This window comes from Vibrio sp. Vb2131 (assembly GCF_033338535.1).
GTDB classification, from domain to species: domain Bacteria; phylum Pseudomonadota; class Gammaproteobacteria; order Enterobacterales; family Vibrionaceae; genus Vibrio; species Vibrio alginolyticus.
Genome location: NZ_JAWOSW010000002.1, coordinates 1 through 19,592, shown reverse-complemented (window position 1 = coordinate 19,592; position 19,592 = coordinate 1). Strand labels below are relative to the sequence as shown.

Here is a 19,592-nt window from a genome sequence, read left to right as displayed (position 1 = left end):
GCAAGGCATTATTGCCCAGAGGAAAAAATGAAGCATAAACAAAGAGAGCTGTTAGCATATATTGAGTTGGAAAGTGGTACTGTTTTGATTGATATCGTCAAACTGACTCGAAACGGTCGCTCTTATTATTTTCAAGGTAAAAGATGGTTACGCAATCAATATGGATTAGGTTGCGATGATTGCACATCAGAATCTGGGGATAAGCTAAATATTTCCATTTTGAATCGAAGACATGCTCCTAAGTGGATTGAGGGCACAGTGTTGCGTGTATCTGAAAGGGCAAAAGAACGGTATGAATTTTGGCTATCAAATGGGCGCTGACAGCGTAGCCGTTAGCTCAGTGCAATAACAAACTATTCAAGAGGGATTCGCAACGCGTGGCATTTTCATTATGCGTTGGTTTTAGGGATTAGAGTGGTGTGCGGCGGCTTTCGTATTGCGTTGCTCACACCTTCACAGGGCGTTAGCTTTCTTTGGGAGAATGAAATGAACCAATATTTGATCGAACCAGAAGTTCCTGGAAGCTTGGGTGAAAATACGCTGGCAAATTTCGATTTGCATCCACCGACAATAGAAAAGCTACATTTTCAGTTTGATGGTTGGTTAGGTGATGATTTATTGACTTCATTTCCATGCTTTTTAGTCTCTGAGCGTTTAGCCATGGCCTTACGCTCATCGCAGTTGTCAGGATACAATCTGGAAGTGGCTGAAATATCTATTTCTGACATATTTGAAGAACTGTATCCAGAGTGTACGTTACCTCGTTTTTCGTGGTTCCAAGTCTCTGGAACCATAGATAAAGACGATTTTAGCGTGACAGATACTGGGCTACTCTTAGTTTCTGAAAGGGCACTGGTTTTGTTACAAAAATATCAACTAAAAAATGCTGACGTCGTAGAGTACGAAAGCTAACAAAGCATTTAAGAGGGATTCCCAACGCTCGGCAGTTTCAGTTCAAAGTTTTAGTGCGGTGTTTATGGCACTATATTTCGGGTTAGGCGGTGAGTTGCTCACCACTTAATGCGGCGTTATACGCAGGGTGAATTTTGCTTCTAATTCCTTGCGTCAAAGGCTCCTTCTCTGTAGCTTATCGCTTTGTTTTATATGCATTAGTTCCTCTTAGTTTTGCTAAATCATTAGGTAATGGACTCCAAGCCTTCATGCCAAAATTCTAAATTTGCGAGTGTTTTGCGTATTTCGGTGATTGCGATCGCTTGTTTCGTTTTATTCCGATCACCTGATCCTGCCGTTTTTCTCTCTTCCTATTTTTACTCTAAGTGATCGGATTGCGCCAGTTTTCTCATCGACTCACCTCCTAGTTCTGTTCGATGACTATTATGTACCAGCCGATCCATGAGAGCGTCTGCGACGGTTGCGTTGCCGATCATGTTGTACCACTCTTTTACAGGTAACTGAATAATGACGATTGTGCTGCTGTTTTGGTAATGATCTTCGAATACTTCCAGAAGATGGCCTGCATGCTCTTGAGTCAGTTTTTCCATCCCCCAGTCGTCAAGGATCAGTAAGGCTTTCTTAGCCTTCGATTGGAGTTGTTTTTGATAGCTGCCATCTAGACGTTCTGCGGTCAGAGCATCAAGCAAGCGAATTAATCGGTAGTACCTGACGGTTTGTTGTTGGTCGAAGGCACTGGTTGCCAGTGCGCAGCCAAGATAGGTTTTGCCTGCGCCTGTTGGGCCTGTGATCAAGATGTTCTGATGCTTGTAAAGATAACTACCCGTCATAAGTTCGCTTATCTGTTGACGATTGAGATTTCGTCCTTCTTTGTAGATGAGTTGGCTTGGCTTCGCATCTACTCTCAGCTTGGCTTGTCGCTTTAGACGTTGGATTTTGGTCTGAGTACGATTCAAGATTTCACTTTCCAGAAGCAGGCTTATTCTTTCCTCGAAGTCCAACTCTGCGTAGGTGCTTAGTTGTTCCTGTTACTGCTCTAACGATTTTACAGCATGGCTCAGGCGGAGAGTTTTGGTTTGGTCGTTAAGTGAGTTCATGTCTTTTCTCCTAGTGATAACAGTTCGGGCCACGGACATTGCTATGAACTAGGTTCGGCGTGCTCGCCTTGTCTTTGCTTAGTTGCCCTTCTCGATTATTTTTCAGTAGATTGCTGATGAAGGTGTAGTTCGGTTTTGTCAGCATCAGCGCATCGTTACAGGCTTGCTTTAAGCGCGATTCGCCATGCGCTTTGTTCAGATTGAGCAGCTCAAGGCAGGAGCGATACGACTGCTCTGGATGAGGCTTGGAGTTGAGCATCTTATTAACGGCTTCTCGCATAGCTGGGCCGATATTGGCTCCCTTAGTTGAGCAGGCGTCCAAGCGACCACTTCTGATGTTGATGATTACTCGGCATGTGCTCTGGTTGGGTGCTGTTTCCGCGCTCTCTTTGGCTGAGTGGATGCTGGGCGACCAAGTTACCTTGATGGTAGATCTGCACGAGACGGTTGTAGGCTTCCAGTTCGACATGGTGACCTACAAGTTGATGTGGCACGAGTAGTGGTGGCGGCGATATTCGATGTGATAATCAGGCCCGACTTTGGCTCGTTTGGTTTAGGTATACAGGTAACGCTGTATTTTTTTTGGGGGGGGGGAACGGAGGCTTATCGAGTTTGTCGAACAACGCTTTACGACTTGCACCATACTGTTTCATCTCACGTTGGTTTAAGTCGTTCATAAGCTGACGGATGGCGAGATTCAGTTCCTTGAAGGTATGGAAGGTTTGTGTCGTAGCCGCACCATGATCCAGCGCTCTACTAAGAGTTCGGCATTCTCGGCCTTCGCTTTGCCTTTTGGTTTGAAGGGACGAGCTGGCATTACGGCAGTTTGATAGTGATTCGCCAGTTTCTGATAACTCTCGTTAAGCCTTGGCTCATATTGGTTAGCTTTGGTGACCGCGCTACGCAGATTATCGGGAACCAAGTGTTGTGGTACGCCGCCGAGGTGCTCTAACGCATTGGCGCGCCTCTAACCTGTATGACTTACCTTGGCTTGAGAAGGCTTCAACATAGGTGTAATTGGACGCGCCCAAGGTCGCCACGAACACTTCTGCTTCTCGTACTTCGCCTGTGTCAGGATTGACTACCTGAAGCCGAAGCCCACAGTAATCGATAAACAGCTTGTCACCTGCCACATGGAGCTGACGCATGCTGCGCTTTTGGGTTTTGAACCAACGAGTGAAGTGCTCGCAGAACTGAGTGTAAGCGTAAGCTTGCTCTTGATATTGCTCATGATGTTCCTGCCACAACAACATCTTCGTCATACCTTTACGTCTGAGTTCGACTGCGTATTGAATGGAGTCTGGCATGACTTTATCGCGACTGGCTTTGTTGCCGTGATACAGAGCTTGAGTGAGATCAGCATCGCTACAACTTTCAGGTAGAGGCCAACCAAGTTGGCTTTGTTTAAAGCGAGTAAGGAGTTCCGATATGGTGGAAGGGCCGAGTTTAAGGCAAGAAGCGATGCTGCGATTTGAAAGACTGCAGTCGTACTTAAGGCGTAATACCTCTCTTATTTTGTTCATTGGATTCCTCTTTTTGCCATTGTCGCTTCCTTACTTACTTGTTTAAGAAGTAAAGAATAGCGAGCTATTGTTCTAAAAGAGGAAAGGTAGGAATTCGGGCTTTCCGATCGCGGTTTTCGCTATTCCGATCACCAATTTCGGAGTTAGGTTAAAAGTGATCGGATAATCCCGAAATGACTGATCGGAATGTTCCGAAATATGCAACTTGTGAGCTATTTTCGGATAAAGCGACTGTAAACACGCCCCGTTCTGGGAAATGAGTAATGAACTCTTTTTCTTCTTCAGGTGTGAAAGGCGTATCTAATACAGTGTATAAACCTTCAATAATGATGGGGTTGAGGACGTTTGTAATGCCTTCAGCATCACCTAAAGTTACCTGACGTACAATTAAATTCATGCCACTTATCTCCTATTAAAATTAGGGCTGTTTTGTACATGAGTTGGAGACTTGCGGCAACAAGTAACGTCATTAAGTCGTAAAGAATATGCCTATTACACTTAAACGGCGGTTAATAGTGCTGATTGTTACTTTAGTATTTCTGATATATCACTTTTTAAGTGACGGCTTAACTTCTACAGAATATTTCCACATCACGATCCCATTTTCTACAAGATCATAACTCGCGCTTTGACCCTCGGAGTTGAGTACAAATACCGGCATTTCTATCCTTGACGTAGCGCCATCTCGGTTGCATGACATGGTAGCTTCAAGCTGTATGCTATTTTTGCTCGGTTCTGAAAGGGTTCCTAAGTACGTGCAGCCGTCGACAAAACTGGTTTTGCTTTTTCCTTTAGAGGATATTTCAAAAGTCGGAAAAATGAATGTTGATTGAGGCTCTGTTACTACCACATTTACTTGATAGTTCGTCGCTGAAAAAGCATTGAAATGAGCTCCAAGCATAAGTAAGAACAAGATTTTTGATTTCATAAACTCTTCTTTATTTCGATATTACTAGTTTGGTTACGGCGCTATTAAGGTGACCACTTAATCTAAAACTTTACTGCGTAAGCATTAAAAAGGATACAAAGGTAGAGTAGTTGAATATGGTTAATCGGCCGTAAATAGTTTTATTAAGCGATCTTACATACCTAAAAGAGGTAAGTTCTTTCGCTTTTGATAGGTTAATGCTAATTCTAAACAGCTCTTGATTGAAGCTTCTGGCAAAGGAGCTGATAAAGATAGAATTATTGCTCGATTACCCTGAAACTCAAGTGAGTCACTATACAGTTCGCGGAATGTGTCGACGAGCTTAGTTTGGCAATTAAAGAACAGATAATAACGACTAGGCGTTTTCTGTTTCCAATCCATCCTTACCGGGCTACCTGTTTTCACACTGTAGCTTGGCTCTCCCCATTTTAGAGATTCTTCAACTTCCCCCAGTTTTAATTCAGAAGCGATAGTTAAGACGATATTTCGTAGCTCTTCTATCCGAATACGCACATGTTTTGGATACTCATCAAATCTTGCCTTCACTGCATGGTTCATTGGTATCTCCTATAAATAGCGCTGTTTTGGGGTGAAGCCCAAGCGTACTTTGGCTATGTAGCAATTACGTCATAATGTTATTAATCAATAAATCTAGCACATAGCCAAAATACTAAGCGTAAGGGTTTCCCTCGGTTACGTTTAGGATGCTCTGGGTGAAAACATGATGATTGACATGCCAAGCATAGCGACAGAAACCCCCACTATGTCCCAGAGCGTTGGTCGAACGCCGTCGATACACCACAACCATAGAATTGCGACAAAAATATAGACACCACCGTAAGCAGCATAAACTCTGCCAGTAGCGGTAGGATGTAAAGATAGAAGCCAAGCAAACATAGCAAGGCATAGCGCTGCCGGTACCAAAAGCCAAACTGACTTATCTTCCTTTAACCAGAGATAAGGTAAGTAGCAGCCTAATATTTCTGCAATGGCGGTTATAAAGAAAAGCCCAATGGTTTTGACTTCAGTCACTTAAACATTCCTATCTTTATCTACAAATATATGATGCTGGTTAAATGGGCAATTGCTCGGCTCATTACATTTCGCCCAGCTTAATCTTGGATTGAGCCTCACTCACGGTTTGTTTACCGAATAACAAATCCATCATCGAAATGATTCGTTTGTTGTCTTTACCCCATTTATCTGGATTCGCGCTGTTTGGTGCTTTAAATTCAACTTGTCCTACTTTTTCGTTATTTTTGTAGGCTTTGATCTGAGCATCAGCGATAAATGTTCTAAAATCCCAGCTCCAGCGTGATACGTAAGTAAGTGTCAGCTCAGAGCTAACAGGAGGAGTGCCGTCGCTTACGACTGTGCATTTATGGGCGGTATCCAAACACCAGTCTTGCATCGAATCTAAGAAAACATCTCGCGTGGCGTTGTCTTTTACGATGGTGATTTCCTTGCTCTGATTTTCTTTCGAGATTGTTTCTACCGTATACTTTGGTGCCGCACATGCGGCTAATAGAATAGGCAAGCTTAGAATGATGAGTTTTTTGTGCATCTTATGTCTCTTTTTTAAATTTATATATTCAAACAACTTCAAGATACTGAGTTCAACGAGAATAACTAACAAGCATGGCAACAGTTATTAACAAAACCTTTAGAGTCGAAGGGTTTGTTTCGGGAGTATGCCAATGTCTCGAAGCAAAATAATTAGTAAGAGATTGCTATAGCGTTATGTTAACTCTTGAACTTATGTCCGTATCAATGTTCAGAATTCTTCGCATTGAAGTTTTTGAAGTGCAATTCTAACGGAATTTTAAATTGCTGCATAATGCTCAATTAAGAGGAATAGGGGAGCTTATCGTTAAACATAACGTGTAGTTCTGTAAATTGCCCCCTAAGACTAAGCTAAAAGGGCCTAATGTTTTAAAATAGCTTCTTGTCTATTCTGTTGTGTGAGTTTTCAATGTTGTCTCATACTAGCCACTTAAAAGAGCGCTGTAAGAACTTGTCTGCATTATCAAGGACGATTTCACCGTGAGCCATAACCAATATATTAGGTTTCCAAGACAGCAGTTTATTTAAGTGTTTTCGAGCCTCTTGTTTGCTAAACATAAAACTTAGGCGCCAATCCAAAGGCATTTTTCCATTCGGAGCAAGAATACCGGCCCCTTTAGCCACAAACCGCTGCCAGTAGTTAAAGTCCTGGCCAGAAAAATTCTCGACGAGGTCAGTAACAATTAAGGTCTTTGAAAGTCGATGATAAAACACACACTCTTCCATTAATGGAGAGCCAGAAAATAGTTCTTGTTCAACCTCAGAGTTCCAAGCATTACCGCCTTGGTTAAGTGAAGCGTGAAAGTGTATATCACGGCACTTCTTGATGACTTCATCTGTGCCATAAACTTCTGCGCTAGGATAGGCAAATACCCATTCAGATAAGAACAAGTGGTGTAAATGATTAGGAGCGATTAAGTATTTCACTTGGCCTAGATTGTTGATTTGCTCTCTAATCGAATTTGATAACTTAATTGGACTATGAACCCAAAGGCCACCATCAGAAAGCCTAACAATAGTCATACGAGTGGTGTATGGGAGTCCTAAGAATTGGACGGGATCTCCGTCAAATATCCATATCTCTTGGGCTAACTTTTTCATGTCTCTCCAACCGTTAACACTGTATTAAGGCGGCATTTAAGTTACTCAAAAGCTGCCTTGTTGCACAATAAACGCTTCGCTAAGCGTAAACCAAAAATATTAGGTTTACCAAACCCTTATTGAGTGCAGCTGTACATCTTTGAGTATTTTTATACTGAACGAACGTAAAGTAGTTTTAAGAGGATCATTTGACTTGATAGAACAAAACCCCGCTATTTTTGAGCAGGGTTTTGCAATTAGATAAAGGGGCTAACCGATGATGAAGAAGAAAATCGCGGTTGCAACAATACCAATCAACGCATAAGGAAACTGTGTGGTTGCGTGTTGCATTGCTGTACAGCCCGAACCTTGTGCAGATAACACGGTTGAGTCACTAAAGAAACAAGAGTGGCTCCCTGCCGCTGATGCTGAAAGCAGCGCTGCAACGGTTAAGTGTAGAGGCACACCAAGCTGTTCGCCCAAAGGTAGAACAATTGGCATCGCTACTGCAAACGTTCCCCAAGACGATGCCGTTGCAAATACCAACGCGCCCGTAATCATAAAGATAATCGCCGGGAAGTAAGACGCTGACAGGTAAGGGCTGACGGTCTCAATGACATACTGCGTGACGCCCAATGAGTCGTTGACCGATTTCAACATGAAACCACCAATAACGGTCGCAAGCGGCAGTAGCATAACCTTAATGCCATCATAAACAGCTTCGAACATGTCGTTCATCGAGATCAGTTTTTGTGCGCCGTAAAAGCTAATAGTAAAGATTAACGCGACGAAAACACCAGCAAGTAGATCGATACCAAAATACCAACTTGCTGCAACAAGTACGATCATTGGTAACAAGAAGTTGACAAGGCCCATGGTTGGGTTGGTATGTGCAGATACATCGGGACCAAAGTCGACATCTGTTGCACCGTCTGGACGAACTTGACCATTCTTCGCACGCTTTTCTGCCTTTTTCATCGCACCTAGATCTGGGATCTTTTCCATTGCAACCAGCAAAACAATCACCAGCGTTACCCAGCCGTAAGCCATGTATGGAATAGCTTCAATGTATGCTTTGATACCATCTCCCGCTTCTGCTACTCCGTTTGCTTCTAGCAACGAACTGAAGAAAATTGCCCAAGTGGAAATCGGTACGAGGATACAGATAGGCGCGGCGGTTGAATCCACAAGATATGAGAGCTTTTCACGCGAGATTTGGTAGCCGTCCGTAACTTTTTTCATTGAGGAAGAAATTGCAATCGCATTCAAATAATCGTCGATAAAGATCAGAATACCTAAAGCAAAGGTCATCAGCATCGATTGCTTACGGCTTTTTACTTTCGTGACCAGCATGTCGGAGAAGCTTAAGATACTGCCGCCTTTCTCCAAAATAGCAATTAGGCCGCCCATCAAACCACAAACGAGGATGATCCAAGCAATAGTTTCATCCATCATTACACTCATGGAAATATCAACAATCTGTTCCACCGCTTCAGTTGGGTTAAGCAGAAGAACACCGGCAATAGCGCCGCTAAAGAGGGCTTCCACAGTTCGGTGTGTTGTCAGCGCAAAGACCAATACCAACGCCGTTGGTAAAAGACTCATCCATCCGTAGGCTTCGCCTTCCTCATGGTTCAAACCGATTGTGGTAAAAAAGACAAACGTCGCAACCGAGATTAAAGAAACAATAATGTGTTGAGAGTTGATTTTAAGAGGCGCATCCAGCGCCTTGGTCTGCGTAGTCATAAAGTTCATTTCCTTTGTTTATGCCGAGTGCAACATCCAGTCGATTTCCAATGGAGTAATCGCTCGCTCAAATTCTGCGAGTTCACTCTGTTTGCAAGCTAGATACAAATCGATAAAATCTCTTGAGATGTATTGAGCCAGCTCACTGTGCTCCAGTCGCTCTAGAGCTTCTGACATACGCAGAGGTAACTCAATTGCATCATCACTGAGAGTCGGTGGACATTGATCTTTGGTGTAGCTTTCACTCGCTAATACTGCGGAAAGTACTACTGCAGCGAGAATGTATGGGTTAACGTCAGCGCCTGCTATACGATGCTCTATACGGCGATTTTTGCTATCGCTGATAGGCACACGCAACGCAACACCGCGGTGGTTTTCTCCCCAATCGGCTTTGGTTGGGACGTAAGCGCCAGGAACAAAGCGACGGTAAGAGTTAACGTTAGGACAGATTAGGGCCATGGCATCGGATGTTTGTGACAGCATCGCTGCCATGGTTTGATAGAAGAAGGCGCTCGCTTGACCGTCTGGTTGGCTAAAGTGGTTGTTACCATCTGTATCAACCAAGCTGAGGTGAATGTGCATGCCATTACCCGCTTGCTCACTAAAAGGTTTCGCCATAAATGTGGCGTCAAATCCGTGCTGATGAGCGACCTGGCGAATCAAGCGTTTTGCGATGATGATTTCATCACATGCTCGAAGCACATCTTTAGAATGGTTGAAGTTGATTTCGAACTGCCCTGGTGCCGATTCAGATAGGGCTCCGGAAGTGTTTAAACCTTGTTCTAATGCAATTCGATTAAGGTCGGCCAAGAAATCAGCGTAGTCATCTAGTCCATCAAGGTCGTAAACCTCGGTATCTTTTTCTCGAGTTTTTTTCGTGGGGTTAATTGCCGTTAATGGTTCGCCATTTTCGCCGCGGGTTTTGTCTATTAAATAGAACTCCAGCTCGAGCGCGACGCAAGGATATTGGTCTTTAGCATGCAGTGTTTGCAATATAGAAGCGAGAATGTTTCGGATGAACAGTGGGTTAGGGTGCTGCCCGGTTTCATCCATCATACTAAGCAGTAGCTGACCAACTTGTTCTTTTGCCGTCGGCATTAAGGTGCCGCTGATTGGATAGCAGAGATTATCTGGTTCTCCGAGATCTTCTCCCAACCCGGCTGTTTCAACGACGTTACCTTTGGTATCTAGGGTGATGGTCGAAAGGGGGAGGGCAACACCTTTATTCAGTTTTTCTAGAGCATCTATCGGGATGCGTTTTCCTCTTGGGGTGGCATTTATATCGGTAAAGATGAGATCGATAAATTCAATATCGGGCCATTTTTGTTTAAAATTTTTTACTTCCTGTAGATACGATTCCATTTTCTTCTCCAAATAGCCTGACGAGTAGAAATTAGAAATAACCAAATTAACAAATAAATTACAGTACTCTGAGCGAGTTGTTTGTTTTTTAGGTTATTTTTAATTTAAACATGCACTTACACTGTGTTTTTGATGTTTAACGGCTGGTTTTTATGTCTTTCTGTTAACTATTTTGTAACATTTGGTTTTGTTTTGTTCAATATAATGAGCATAAATATTCAGTTTTGAAGCCTAAAAAGTGCGTCAGATCACGTTGTGACGATAATAATGGTCATCTGTGTTGATAATTTTGTACATGGTTTGTAGGGTTTGTGTTAAATAAATTGAACACGGACATATCATGGCAGATACACACAAACCCATCATTGGTGTGGTTAGCTGCGCTAAAGAGTTGGGTGGCTATCAGATACAAGCGGTCAACGACTTTTACCTTCGCGCCATAAAGGATTTTGGAGGACTACCGATTATGTTGGCTCCCGACATGTCGGGCGATGACGTAACCACCATCCTAGACATATGTGATGGTTTTCTTTTTCCTGGCAGCCACTCTAACGTTGCGCCACATCGATACAATGCAACGCACGAAGAGAGCTACAAAGATGAAGCTCGTGATGAGCTCTCATTCACGTTAATTCGTCATGCGGTTGACCAAAACATTCCGTGCCTTGGTATTTGCCGCGGCTTTCAAGAGATGAATGTCGCACTTGGTGGCTCGTTAAACCCAGCCGTTCATGACTCCGGCTTCAATGACCATCGTGAAGCGCCTGTTGAAGATTTCGAACAAAAATACGCGCCAGCACACGCTGTACTAGTTCAAAAGCAGAGCTTATTTGAACAATGGCTGGTGCAAAATCATTGGGAAAATACCACCTTCTTTGAAGTGAACACACTACACAACCAAGGCGTCGATCAGCTTGCTCCTCTATTACAAGTAGAAGCTAAAGCCCCGGATGGCTTGGTAGAAGCATTTAGTCTTCCTAATCAAAAATTTTTCGTTGGCGTGCAGTGGCACCCAGAATGGGAAGCAAAAACCAATCATTTCTCTCAAATTTTGTTCAATGAATTTATGATGGCTACCTCTCGTTAAACGTTTGGAGCTGTATGAATGGACAATCAAGAGATTGGTAAAAATATTGTTCAGTTACGAAAAAAACATGGATTGTCACAAAGGGAACTAGCCGAGCGCGCAGGTATTACCCACAGTGCAATCTCATCCATTGAAAATGGCAAAGTGAGCCCGTCGGTCAGCTCACTACAAAAAATCGTTAATGTATTTTCTTTATCGTTATCAGAGTTTTTCACTTTTGAACAACCTTCGAACGATGAAGTGAAAGTAGTCATCAAGCCGTCAGATCTTGTGGAAATCGGGAGCGAGACGGTGTCCATGAAACTGGTAACGAATGGTGACAAAGATCAAGTCATCGGATTCTTGATCGAGGAATACGCACCTTATGGAACCACTGGTGCGGCAGAAATCAAACACGAAGGCGAAGAGATTGGCACCGTATTAGAGGGTGAAATCACTCTGGAATATAAAGGGCAATCTCATGTCATAACAGCGGGCGAGTCGTACATTATTGATACGACGAAGCCCCATCGATTTACAAATCACACAGACAAGGCTTGTCGAATGATAAGTGCGCATACGCCAACCACATTTTAGTGGGGGCTTGCCTTGTGTGATCACAAGGAGAGCGTATGAAAACCCAAGAGCAATGGATTGAACTAAAAAACAATCTAAACATCGAAAACAGGGCGTACATTAACGGTGAATACAGTGCCGCTTTAACAGGGCAAACCATCCCGGTAGTTAACCCAGCAACAGATGAGATATTCACCGAAATCGCCCGTTGCCAAAATGAAGATGTTGATCTCGCGGTTTCATACGCTCGCCAAGCATTTCAATCCGGTCAGTGGAGCGAGAGTAGCCCAGCTCATCGCAAAGCAGTGCTTAAACAGTTTGCTGACTTGATTGATCAAAACCAAGAAGAATTGGCTCTGCTAGAAACGCTTGATACCGGTAAGCCTATCTCTCACAGCTTCTCTACCGATATTCCTGGTGCGGCGAGTGCATTACGCTGGTACGCAGAAGCAATCGACAAAGTATACGGCGAAGTTGCCCCAACCGAAAAAGATGTACACGCTTTTATTTCTCATCAACCAATTGGTGTGGTTGCTGCGGTTGTACCGTGGAACTTCCCCCTTTGGCTTGCGTGCTGGAAGCTTGGTCCTGCTTTAGCCGCTGGTAACAGCGTGATTCTAAAACCGTCAGAAAAATCTTCTCTCACCGCGATATTTCTAGGTCAACTTGCTTCTCAAGCGGGCTTACCAACAGGCGTTTTCCAAGTCGTTACGGGTTTTGGTCATGAAGCTGGCGACGCGCTGGCGAAACACCAAGACGTAGACTGCATCGCCTTCACAGGCTCGACGCGCATTGCAGGTCAACTGATGGTCAGATCGGGTGAGAGCAACCTAAAGCGCGTGTTTGCAGAAGCGGGCGGCAAGAACGCGAACATCGTGTTTGAAGATTGTGATGATTTAGACCGCGCAGCAGCAGAAACCGCCGCAGGGTGTTTCTACAACCAAGGTGAGGTGTGCGTCGCGGCAACCCGCCTGCTTGTTCACGAAAGCATCAAAGAGCAGTTTATAGAAAAAGTTATTCAAGCGTCGAAAGCGTTCACGCCAAAAGACCCAATGGACCCAAGTTCATCAATGGGTGCGCTCATCGACCAAGATCATAAATCAAAAGTATTGGAATACATCTCGTTAGGTGAATCAGAAGGTGCAAACGTACGTTGTGGCGGCGATGTCGATGGGCAGGGCGCATTTGTTTCCCCAACCATTTTAGACAACGTCGACAACAAGATGCGTGTCGCCCAAGAGGAAATTTTTGGTCCGGTGCTGTGTGTCATTCCATTCAAAGACGAAGCGCAAGCAATTGAGATCGCTAACGATTCGAAGTACGGCTTAGGTGCTGCACTTTGGAGTAGCAATATCAACCGCGTTCATCGCGTAGCAAAACGACTGCAAGCCGGCTCGGTTTGGGTCAACAACTATAACGAAGGTGACATGACGGTTCCATTTGGTGGATTCAAAATGAGCGGAAACGGTCGAGACAAGTCTCTCCACGCGATTGAAAAATTCACCGAAACCAAAACCACTTGGATTCGCCTCCATCCTTAAGCCTGCTGACGATTACGATAAATAAAGGAATAGTTCTATGAACAAGCATACGGATTCGTTCTACGCGCACTCTGTGCCAAACATGCCGGAATACCCACAGTTGCAAAACGACATCGAGTGCGATGTGTGTGTAGTCGGTGCGGGATTTTCTGGTCTTTCTTCTGCACTACACCTTGCAGAAAAAGGTTTTAAAGTCGTTGTGCTAGAAAGCGCAAAAGTGGGCTTTGGAGCAACTGGTCGTAACGGTGGCCAAATCGTTAACAGCTACAGCCGAGATGTTGACGTGATTGAAAGCCGTTACGACCAAAACCAAGCCAAAGCTCTGTGCGATATGATTTTTGAAGGCGGCGATATCATCCGTGGCCTGATCGACAAATACGACATCAACTGTGATTACAAGCAAGGCGGCTTGTTCACGGCACTGAACAGTAAACAACTCAAAGGGCTAGAAGAACATAAGAAGAACTGGGAGCGTTACGGCAACGACCAACTGACTCTGCTTGACGCAGGAGAGGTAGAACAAGCGGTAGGCACTAAAGTATACACTGGCGGCTTACTGGATATGCGCGGTGGTCACATTCACCCGCTTAAACTGGCATTGGGTGAAGCTGCTGCGTTTACGTCTCTAGGTGGTCAAATCTTTGAGCAGTCGGCGGTCGTGTCGATTGACAAAGGGATTAACCCAGTAGTTAAAACGGCGCAAGGCAGCGTGAAGAGCAAGTACGTGGTTTTGGCAGGTAACGCCTACCTTGGTGGTTTGGCACCAAACATCAGCAACAAAGCGATTCCGTGTGGCACGCAAGTGGTAGCGACTCAGCCTTTGAGTGATGAGCAGTTAAAACAAGTGCTGACCAGTGACTACTGCGTTGAAGACTGTAACTACTTGCTTGACTACTTCCGCTTAACCGCCGACAAGCGTTTGTTATTCGGAGGTGGCGTGGTTTACGGCGCACGTGACCCAGAAAACATTGAAGCACTGATCCGTCCGAAGATGGAGAAAGTCTTCCCACAATTGAAAGGCATCAAGATTGATTACACCTGGACGGGTAACTTCTTGCTGACTTACTCACGCATGCCGCAATTTGGCTCGTTTGCAGACAACATTTACTACCTACAAGGCTACAGCGGTCACGGTGTAACGTGTACTCACCTAGCAGGCAAGTTGCTGGCTGAAACCTTGACTGGACACGCAGAACGCTTTGACGCGTTTGCCGCTCTGAAACATTACTCCTTCCCGGGTGGCCGCCACTTCCAAATTCCGTTTACGGCAATGGGCGCGGCTTACTACAACCTACGTGACAAACTGGCGATTTAAGAGATAAGGAATATCCAATGAGCAAAGTAGTGAAATTTGCAGCCCTTCAACTGACGAAAAGCTGGGATCTGGAAGATAACTTAGCCAAAGCAAAAAATGCGATTCGTGAAGCAGCACAAAACGGTGCGAACGTGATTCTTCCTCAAGAGCTGTTCGCCGCACCTTACTTCTGCAAAAAACAAGAAGCGAAGTATTTCGAGCTTGCAGAAGAAACGGAGAATTGTCGTCTTATTAAAGAGATGAGTGCGTTGGCTAAAGAGCTCGGCGTGGTGATTCCTGTCAGCTACTTTGAAAAAGCGGGCAATACGTTTTTTAACTCGCTAGTAATGATAGATGCCGATGGCACGGTACTAGATAACTACCGCAAGTCACACATTCCTGACGGCCCGGGCTACAGCGAGAAGTACTACTTTAGCCCTGGCGATACCGGTTTCAAAGTGTGGCAAACCAAGTTCGGTAAGTTCGGTGCTGGCATTTGCTGGGACCAATGGTTTCCAGAGCTTGCACGCAGCTTGGCTCTGCACGGCGCGGAAGCGATTTTTTACCCAACTGCAATCGGTTCTGAGCCTCAAGATCCGACACTGGATTCACGTGACCACTGGCAACGTACAATGCAAGGTCACTCGGCAGCAAACCTCGTTCCAGTGATTGCGTCAAACCGAGTGGGCACTGAAGTCGATGATGGTATCGAGACGACGTTCTACGGCTCTTCTTTTATCACTGACCACACTGGTGCAAAAATTGCCGAAGCACCGCGTCAAGGTGAAACCATCATTTACGCAGAAATCGACCTAGCTACGACAGCGAAAGCGCGTCACGCGTGGGGCTTGTTCCGCGACCGTCGTCCAGACCTTTACACCAGCGTTGGCAAACTAGCCGTTTAAAGAGGCGTTAAAATGAAGTTATCGACAACACCAGCGCAAGATGGCTTCTATTTTCCGGCTGAGTTTCAGCCGGTTAGTGAAGTTTGGCTAGCGTGGCCAGAAAGGAAAGACAATTGGCGTGATGACGCATTACCCGCGCAAGAAACCTTCGCCAGAATCGCGAACTTAATCGCGGAAGTGACCAAAGTGTGTGTGGCGGTGTGCTCGCACAACTTTGACCGAGCGCGTCAAATGCTTCACTCAGATGTACGTTTGGTGGAAATCCCATTTAACGATGCGTGGATGCGAGACATCGGGCCGACCGTGCTTGTTAACCAAGCGGGCGAGCGCCGTGGGATTAGTTGGCAATTCAACGCGTGGGGCGGCGAATACAACGGCCTTTACGACAACTGGCAGCAGGACGATCTTGTCGCTGGCTCGGTATGCGACATCATCGGTATTGATCATTACCGTGCTCCGTTTGTACTTGAAGGAGGGGCGATTCACACCGATGGTGAAGGCACCCTTTACACCACAGAAGAGTGCTTACTCAGTCCGGGGCGAAATCCGCAATTGAGCAAAGCGCAAATCGAAGAGCAGTTAAAGGCGTATCTCGGTATCGAAAAAGTCATTTGGTTGCCAAATGGTTTATTCAATGACGAAACAGACGGCCATGTTGACAACCTGATGCACGTGATCGCACCGGGTAAGGTGGTACTGAGTTGGACCGATGACTCAAGTGACCCGCAATACGCGTTATCTCGTCAAGCAGAGCAAGTGCTGAAATCGCAGCACGATGCGAAAGGACGCGAGATTGAAATTGTCCGTTTGCCATTACCGGGTCCGTTGCATTACAGCGAGCGCGAAGCCAATGGCATTGACGCCAGTTCAGGAATGAGTCGACAAGCTGGCGAACGCCTAAGTGCCTCTTATGCGAACTTTCTTATCGTCAACGAGCATGTGTTCTTGCCGATGCTGGACGAAGAGACCGACGCTATGGCGATCGATATTTTGCAAAACGCGATGCCGGAATACCAAATCATCGCGATACCGTCGAGAGAGGTTCTACTCGGCGGAGGGAACATTCACTGTATTACGCAGCAGATCCCTGCTTAAACATAAACTCGCCGCTGGCTTAGCGGCGATGATGAGTTGTCAAAAGGAATGACCATGCAACAGATACAAAACCAAAGCCTTGTTTCGTTTATGGTAGCGAATCCACAACAGGGCATTGCAGTGACTAATCCGGCGACCGGAGAACTCCTCGGGTACGCACCAGTCTCAACCGAAAACGACATTTTAAATGGCATTGAACGTGCCAGTGTGGCGCAGAAAAAGTGGGCGGCACTGCCAGCAAAAACGCGCGCTGGCATGCTCAATCGTTGGTTCCAACTTCTGTTAGAAAACAAAGCCGACCTTGGCCGCTTAATGACGTTAGAGCAAGGTAAGCCGCTAGCGGAAGCTCAAGGTGAAGTGCTTTACGGCGCGAGCTTTATCGAATGGTTTGCTGAAGAAGCGAAGCGTACCTACGGTGAGACGATTCCTGCGCCAAGTGCGGACAAGCGTTTGGTGACCATCAAACAGCCAATTGGTGTCGCCTGTGCGATTACACCTTGGAACTTCCCAATTGCGATGATCACGCGCAAAGCAGGGCCAGCTTTAGCAGCAGGCTGTAGCTTTGTGGTAAAACCATCTGAATCTACGCCGCTGTCTGCGTTTGCGGTTGCAGAGCTTGCCTATCAAGCGGGTATCCCACGCGATGTGCTGCAAGTGGTATTGGGGGAAAACTCCCGTCAGGTCGGTGCTATCTTCACTTCACACCCGTTGATTCGTAAGTTGTCTTTCACTGGCTCTACTCAAGTCGGTAGCGTGCTGATGCAGCAAAGCGCGGCTGACATCAAACGTACCTCAATGGAGCTCGGTGGCAACGCGCCATTTATCGTATTCGATGATGCGGATATTGATGCAGCTGTGGCAGGCGCGATGGCGTCGAAATTCCGTAACGCAGGTCAAACGTGTGTTTGTGCGAACCGTTTCTATGTACACAGCAAAGTGTATGACGAATTCGTTGCTAAGTTTGACGCTGCGGTTCAGCAGCTCAAAGTTGGTAACGGATTGGAAGAGGGGGTCAACATTGGTCCAGTTATCAGCGAGTCAGCGAAGCAAGGCATTCAGACGCTTATTGATGGTGCTATCGAGCAAGGCGCGAAGCCGGTTTCAGAACTTAAAAAGCTCGATGGTCTATTTATGCAGCCAGTGGTTCTCAAAGACGTTACTCACGACATGAAGATTGTCTCCGAGGAAATCTTTGGCCCTGTCGCGCCAGTGATTCGTTTTGACAGTGACGCACAGCTGATCGAAATGGCGAACGACACCATTTACGGTCTTGCGTCGTACTTCTACAGCCAAAACATCCACCGTGTTTGGAAAATCGCAGAAGCGCTCGAATACGGCATGGTTGGCATTAACGAAGGCATGATTTCTACTGAAGTCGCTCCTTTCGGCGGTGTTAAGCAGTCTGGCATCGGACGCGAAGGAGCAAAACAAGGTATCGATGAATATATGGACGTGAAATATCTCTGCTTTGGCGGCAACTAATTAAGGACAAAACAATGACAAACCAACAACTGCACGAAAGAAGAAGCCAAGTTATCGCTCAAGGCATGGGCGCACTGTACCCACTTTACGTAGAGAAAGCAGAAAACGCTTACGTATGGGATATCGAAGGCAACAAATACATCGACTTTGCAGCGGGTATCGCGGTAACTAACACCGGGCATTCTCACAAGCGCATTAGCGAAGCGGTAAAAGCTCAGCTGGACAATTTCTCACACACGTGTGCGATGGTTACGCCATACGCGTCATTCGTAGAGCTGGCTGAAAAGCTGACAGAACTTGTACCAGGTGAGACTAAGAAGAAAGCGATCTTTCTAACCACTGGCGCCGAGGCGGTCGAAAATGCCGTAAAAGTGGCACGCGCTCATACAGGCCGTAGCGGCGTGATAGCGTTTAAAGGAGGCTTTCACGGTCGCACAAACATGACGATGGGGTTAACTGGTAAAGTTGCGCCGTACAAAGCGGGCTTTGGTCCTTTCCCGAACGAAATCTACCACGCGCCTTACCCAAATGCGTTTCACGGCATCAGCGTTGAGCAAAGCTTACAAGCGATCGACGATCTATTTGCTTGTGATATTGAACCATCGCGTGTTGCGGCGATCATCTTCGAGCCAGTACAAGGTGAGGGCGGCTTCTACAAAGCACCTGAAGCGTTTGCACAAGGCTTGCGTCAGCTGTGTGACAAGCACGGTATCATGCTGATTGCCGATGAAATCCAAACGGGTTTTGCTCGTACCGGTAAAATGTTTGCAACAGAGTACCTAGGCATTGAACCAGACCTAATGACAATGGCGAAAGGCATTGCTGGTGGTTTCCCAATCTCAGCGGTAGTTGGGAAAGCGGATGTGATGGACTCTGCACTACCCGGTGGTTTAGGTGGCACTTATGCGGGCTCGCCACTTGGTTGTGTTGCTGGTCTTGAAGTGCTGAAAATCATCGAAGAAGAAAACTTGTGCACTAAAGCGATGGGCATTGGTGAAGTGGTCAATGCACGAATGACTAAGCTGCAACAGTCAGTACCTGCTATCGGTGAAATCCGCACTACTGGTGCAATGATGGCGATTGAGTTTACTGACCCAGAATCAGGCAAACCACTGCAAGAGATGACCAAAGCGGTGATTTCTAAAGCGCAAGAAAACGGCCTTATCCTGCTTTCTTGTGGAGTAAAAGCGAACGTGATTCGTCTGTTACCTCCACTGACCATCGAATCTGACGTGCTAAATGAAGGCCTAGATAAGTTGGAAAAAGTGATTCTTGAAGTGGCGTAATTCACGCACTTTTAAATAGCAATAACAAATAAAGGAAGCGGTTGGCATCAATCGTTTCCTTTTTGTTTTCAGCCCTAAACCACCTACTTCAGTAGGTGGTTATCATCCGTTTCGGCTTTGCCTGTAAAACTACTCA

17 protein-coding genes and 3 pseudogenes are annotated in these 19,592 nt (G+C 45.8%); 10 read left to right on the top strand and 10 right to left on the bottom strand.

What is annotated here, in order from left to right:
* The first annotated feature begins 27 nt into the window (after window positions 1-27).
* Together R7E38_RS02210 and R7E38_RS02205 are read left to right on the top strand one after the other, a co-directional pair.
* The gene (locus R7E38_RS02210; RefSeq protein WP_033905187.1) at window positions 28-321 is read left to right on the top strand and encodes a hypothetical protein; all 294 of its coding nucleotides are present in this window, start codon (window positions 28-30) and stop codon (window positions 319-321) included.
* A 165-nt stretch (window positions 322-486) separates the two neighbouring features.
* Complete coding sequence (locus R7E38_RS02205; protein ID WP_064353871.1) at window positions 487-912, top strand: hypothetical protein; 426 nt, start codon at window positions 487-489, stop codon at window positions 910-912.
* A gap of 356 nt (window positions 913-1,268) precedes the next feature.
* Here the strand turns inward: R7E38_RS02205 and istB are convergent.
* From istB to R7E38_RS02155, 10 genes and pseudogenes are all read right to left on the bottom strand, one after another.
* A pseudogene (gene istB / locus R7E38_RS02200) lies at window positions 1,269-2,009 on the bottom strand (IS21-like element helper ATPase IstB).
* A gap of 10 nt (window positions 2,010-2,019) precedes the next feature.
* Window positions 2,020-3,532 (bottom strand): annotated as a pseudogene (istA, locus tag R7E38_RS02195) (IS21 family transposase).
* A gap of 193 nt (window positions 3,533-3,725) precedes the next feature.
* Window positions 3,726-3,929 (bottom strand): annotated as a pseudogene (locus R7E38_RS02190) (histone acetyltransferase); the annotation flags it as partial.
* A 150-nt stretch (window positions 3,930-4,079) separates the two neighbouring features.
* The gene (locus R7E38_RS02185; RefSeq protein ID WP_170893833.1) at window positions 4,080-4,460 is read right to left on the bottom strand and encodes a hypothetical protein; all 381 of its coding nucleotides are present in this window, start codon (window positions 4,458-4,460) and stop codon (window positions 4,080-4,082) included.
* A 153-nt stretch (window positions 4,461-4,613) separates the two neighbouring features.
* Window positions 4,614-5,018 carry a DUF1801 domain-containing protein gene (locus R7E38_RS02180; protein WP_031780989.1) on the bottom strand — a complete coding sequence of 135 codons (405 nt, stop codon included), beginning with the start codon at window positions 5,016-5,018 and terminating at the stop codon, window positions 4,614-4,616.
* A gap of 141 nt (window positions 5,019-5,159) precedes the next feature.
* Window positions 5,160-5,492: a YnfA family protein gene (locus tag R7E38_RS02175; RefSeq protein ID WP_005377819.1), complete on the bottom strand. Its 333-nt coding sequence runs from the start codon at window positions 5,490-5,492 to the stop codon at window positions 5,160-5,162.
* A gap of 64 nt (window positions 5,493-5,556) precedes the next feature.
* Window positions 5,557-6,024 (bottom strand): Sbal_3080 family lipoprotein, encoded by a 468-nt coding sequence (locus R7E38_RS02170; RefSeq protein ID WP_005385757.1) that lies wholly within the window; start codon window positions 6,022-6,024, stop codon window positions 5,557-5,559.
* Between the two features lie 416 nt (window positions 6,025-6,440).
* On the bottom strand, window positions 6,441-7,124 hold the full coding sequence (locus R7E38_RS02165) for a DUF4336 domain-containing protein (RefSeq protein WP_054574095.1): 684 nt from the start codon (window positions 7,122-7,124) through the stop codon (window positions 6,441-6,443).
* A gap of 249 nt (window positions 7,125-7,373) precedes the next feature.
* A complete protein-coding gene (locus R7E38_RS02160) occupies window positions 7,374-8,849 on the bottom strand; it encodes a Na+/H+ antiporter NhaC family protein (RefSeq protein ID WP_005377816.1) in 1,476 nt (491 codons plus the stop codon).
* Between the two features lie 18 nt (window positions 8,850-8,867).
* Window positions 8,868-10,211: a glutamine synthetase family protein gene (locus tag R7E38_RS02155; RefSeq protein ID WP_053306915.1), complete on the bottom strand. Its 1,344-nt coding sequence runs from the start codon at window positions 10,209-10,211 to the stop codon at window positions 8,868-8,870.
* A 340-nt stretch (window positions 10,212-10,551) separates the two neighbouring features.
* Here R7E38_RS02155 and R7E38_RS02150 point away from each other — a divergent pair, with 340 nt between their 5' ends.
* From R7E38_RS02150 to gabT, 8 genes are read left to right on the top strand one after another with little or no spacing between them, the layout of a single operon-like run.
* Window positions 10,552-11,298, top strand: coding sequence for a gamma-glutamyl-gamma-aminobutyrate hydrolase family protein (locus R7E38_RS02150; protein WP_005377814.1), 747 nt, complete (start codon window positions 10,552-10,554; stop codon window positions 11,296-11,298).
* An 18-nt stretch (window positions 11,299-11,316) separates the two neighbouring features.
* Window positions 11,317-11,874 carry an HTH-type transcriptional regulator PuuR gene (gene puuR, locus R7E38_RS02145; protein WP_005377813.1) on the top strand — a complete coding sequence of 186 codons (558 nt, stop codon included), beginning with the start codon at window positions 11,317-11,319 and terminating at the stop codon, window positions 11,872-11,874.
* Window positions 11,875-11,909: 35 nt separating this feature from the next.
* Complete coding sequence (locus R7E38_RS02140) at window positions 11,910-13,394, top strand: aldehyde dehydrogenase (RefSeq protein ID WP_053303135.1); 1,485 nt, start codon at window positions 11,910-11,912, stop codon at window positions 13,392-13,394.
* Window positions 13,395-13,431: 37 nt separating this feature from the next.
* Entirely contained in the window at window positions 13,432-14,709 is a 1,278-nt protein-coding gene (locus R7E38_RS02135; RefSeq protein ID WP_226083650.1) for an NAD(P)/FAD-dependent oxidoreductase, read from the top strand.
* 17 nt (window positions 14,710-14,726) lie between these two features.
* Window positions 14,727-15,593, top strand: coding sequence for an N-carbamoylputrescine amidase (gene aguB, locus R7E38_RS02130; RefSeq protein WP_017820918.1), 867 nt, complete (start codon window positions 14,727-14,729; stop codon window positions 15,591-15,593).
* Window positions 15,594-15,605: 12 nt separating this feature from the next.
* Window positions 15,606-16,688, top strand: a complete 1,083-nt coding sequence (gene aguA, locus R7E38_RS02125; protein WP_065274435.1) for an agmatine deiminase — start codon at window positions 15,606-15,608, stop codon at window positions 16,686-16,688.
* Window positions 16,689-16,742: 54 nt separating this feature from the next.
* Window positions 16,743-18,170 carry an NAD-dependent succinate-semialdehyde dehydrogenase gene (locus R7E38_RS02120; protein ID WP_226083647.1) on the top strand — a complete coding sequence of 476 codons (1,428 nt, stop codon included), beginning with the start codon at window positions 16,743-16,745 and terminating at the stop codon, window positions 18,168-18,170.
* Between the two features lie 14 nt (window positions 18,171-18,184).
* Window positions 18,185-19,456: a 4-aminobutyrate--2-oxoglutarate transaminase gene (gabT, locus tag R7E38_RS02115; RefSeq protein ID WP_206959183.1), complete on the top strand. Its 1,272-nt coding sequence runs from the start codon at window positions 18,185-18,187 to the stop codon at window positions 19,454-19,456.
* Window positions 19,457-19,592: the final 136 nt, after the last annotated feature.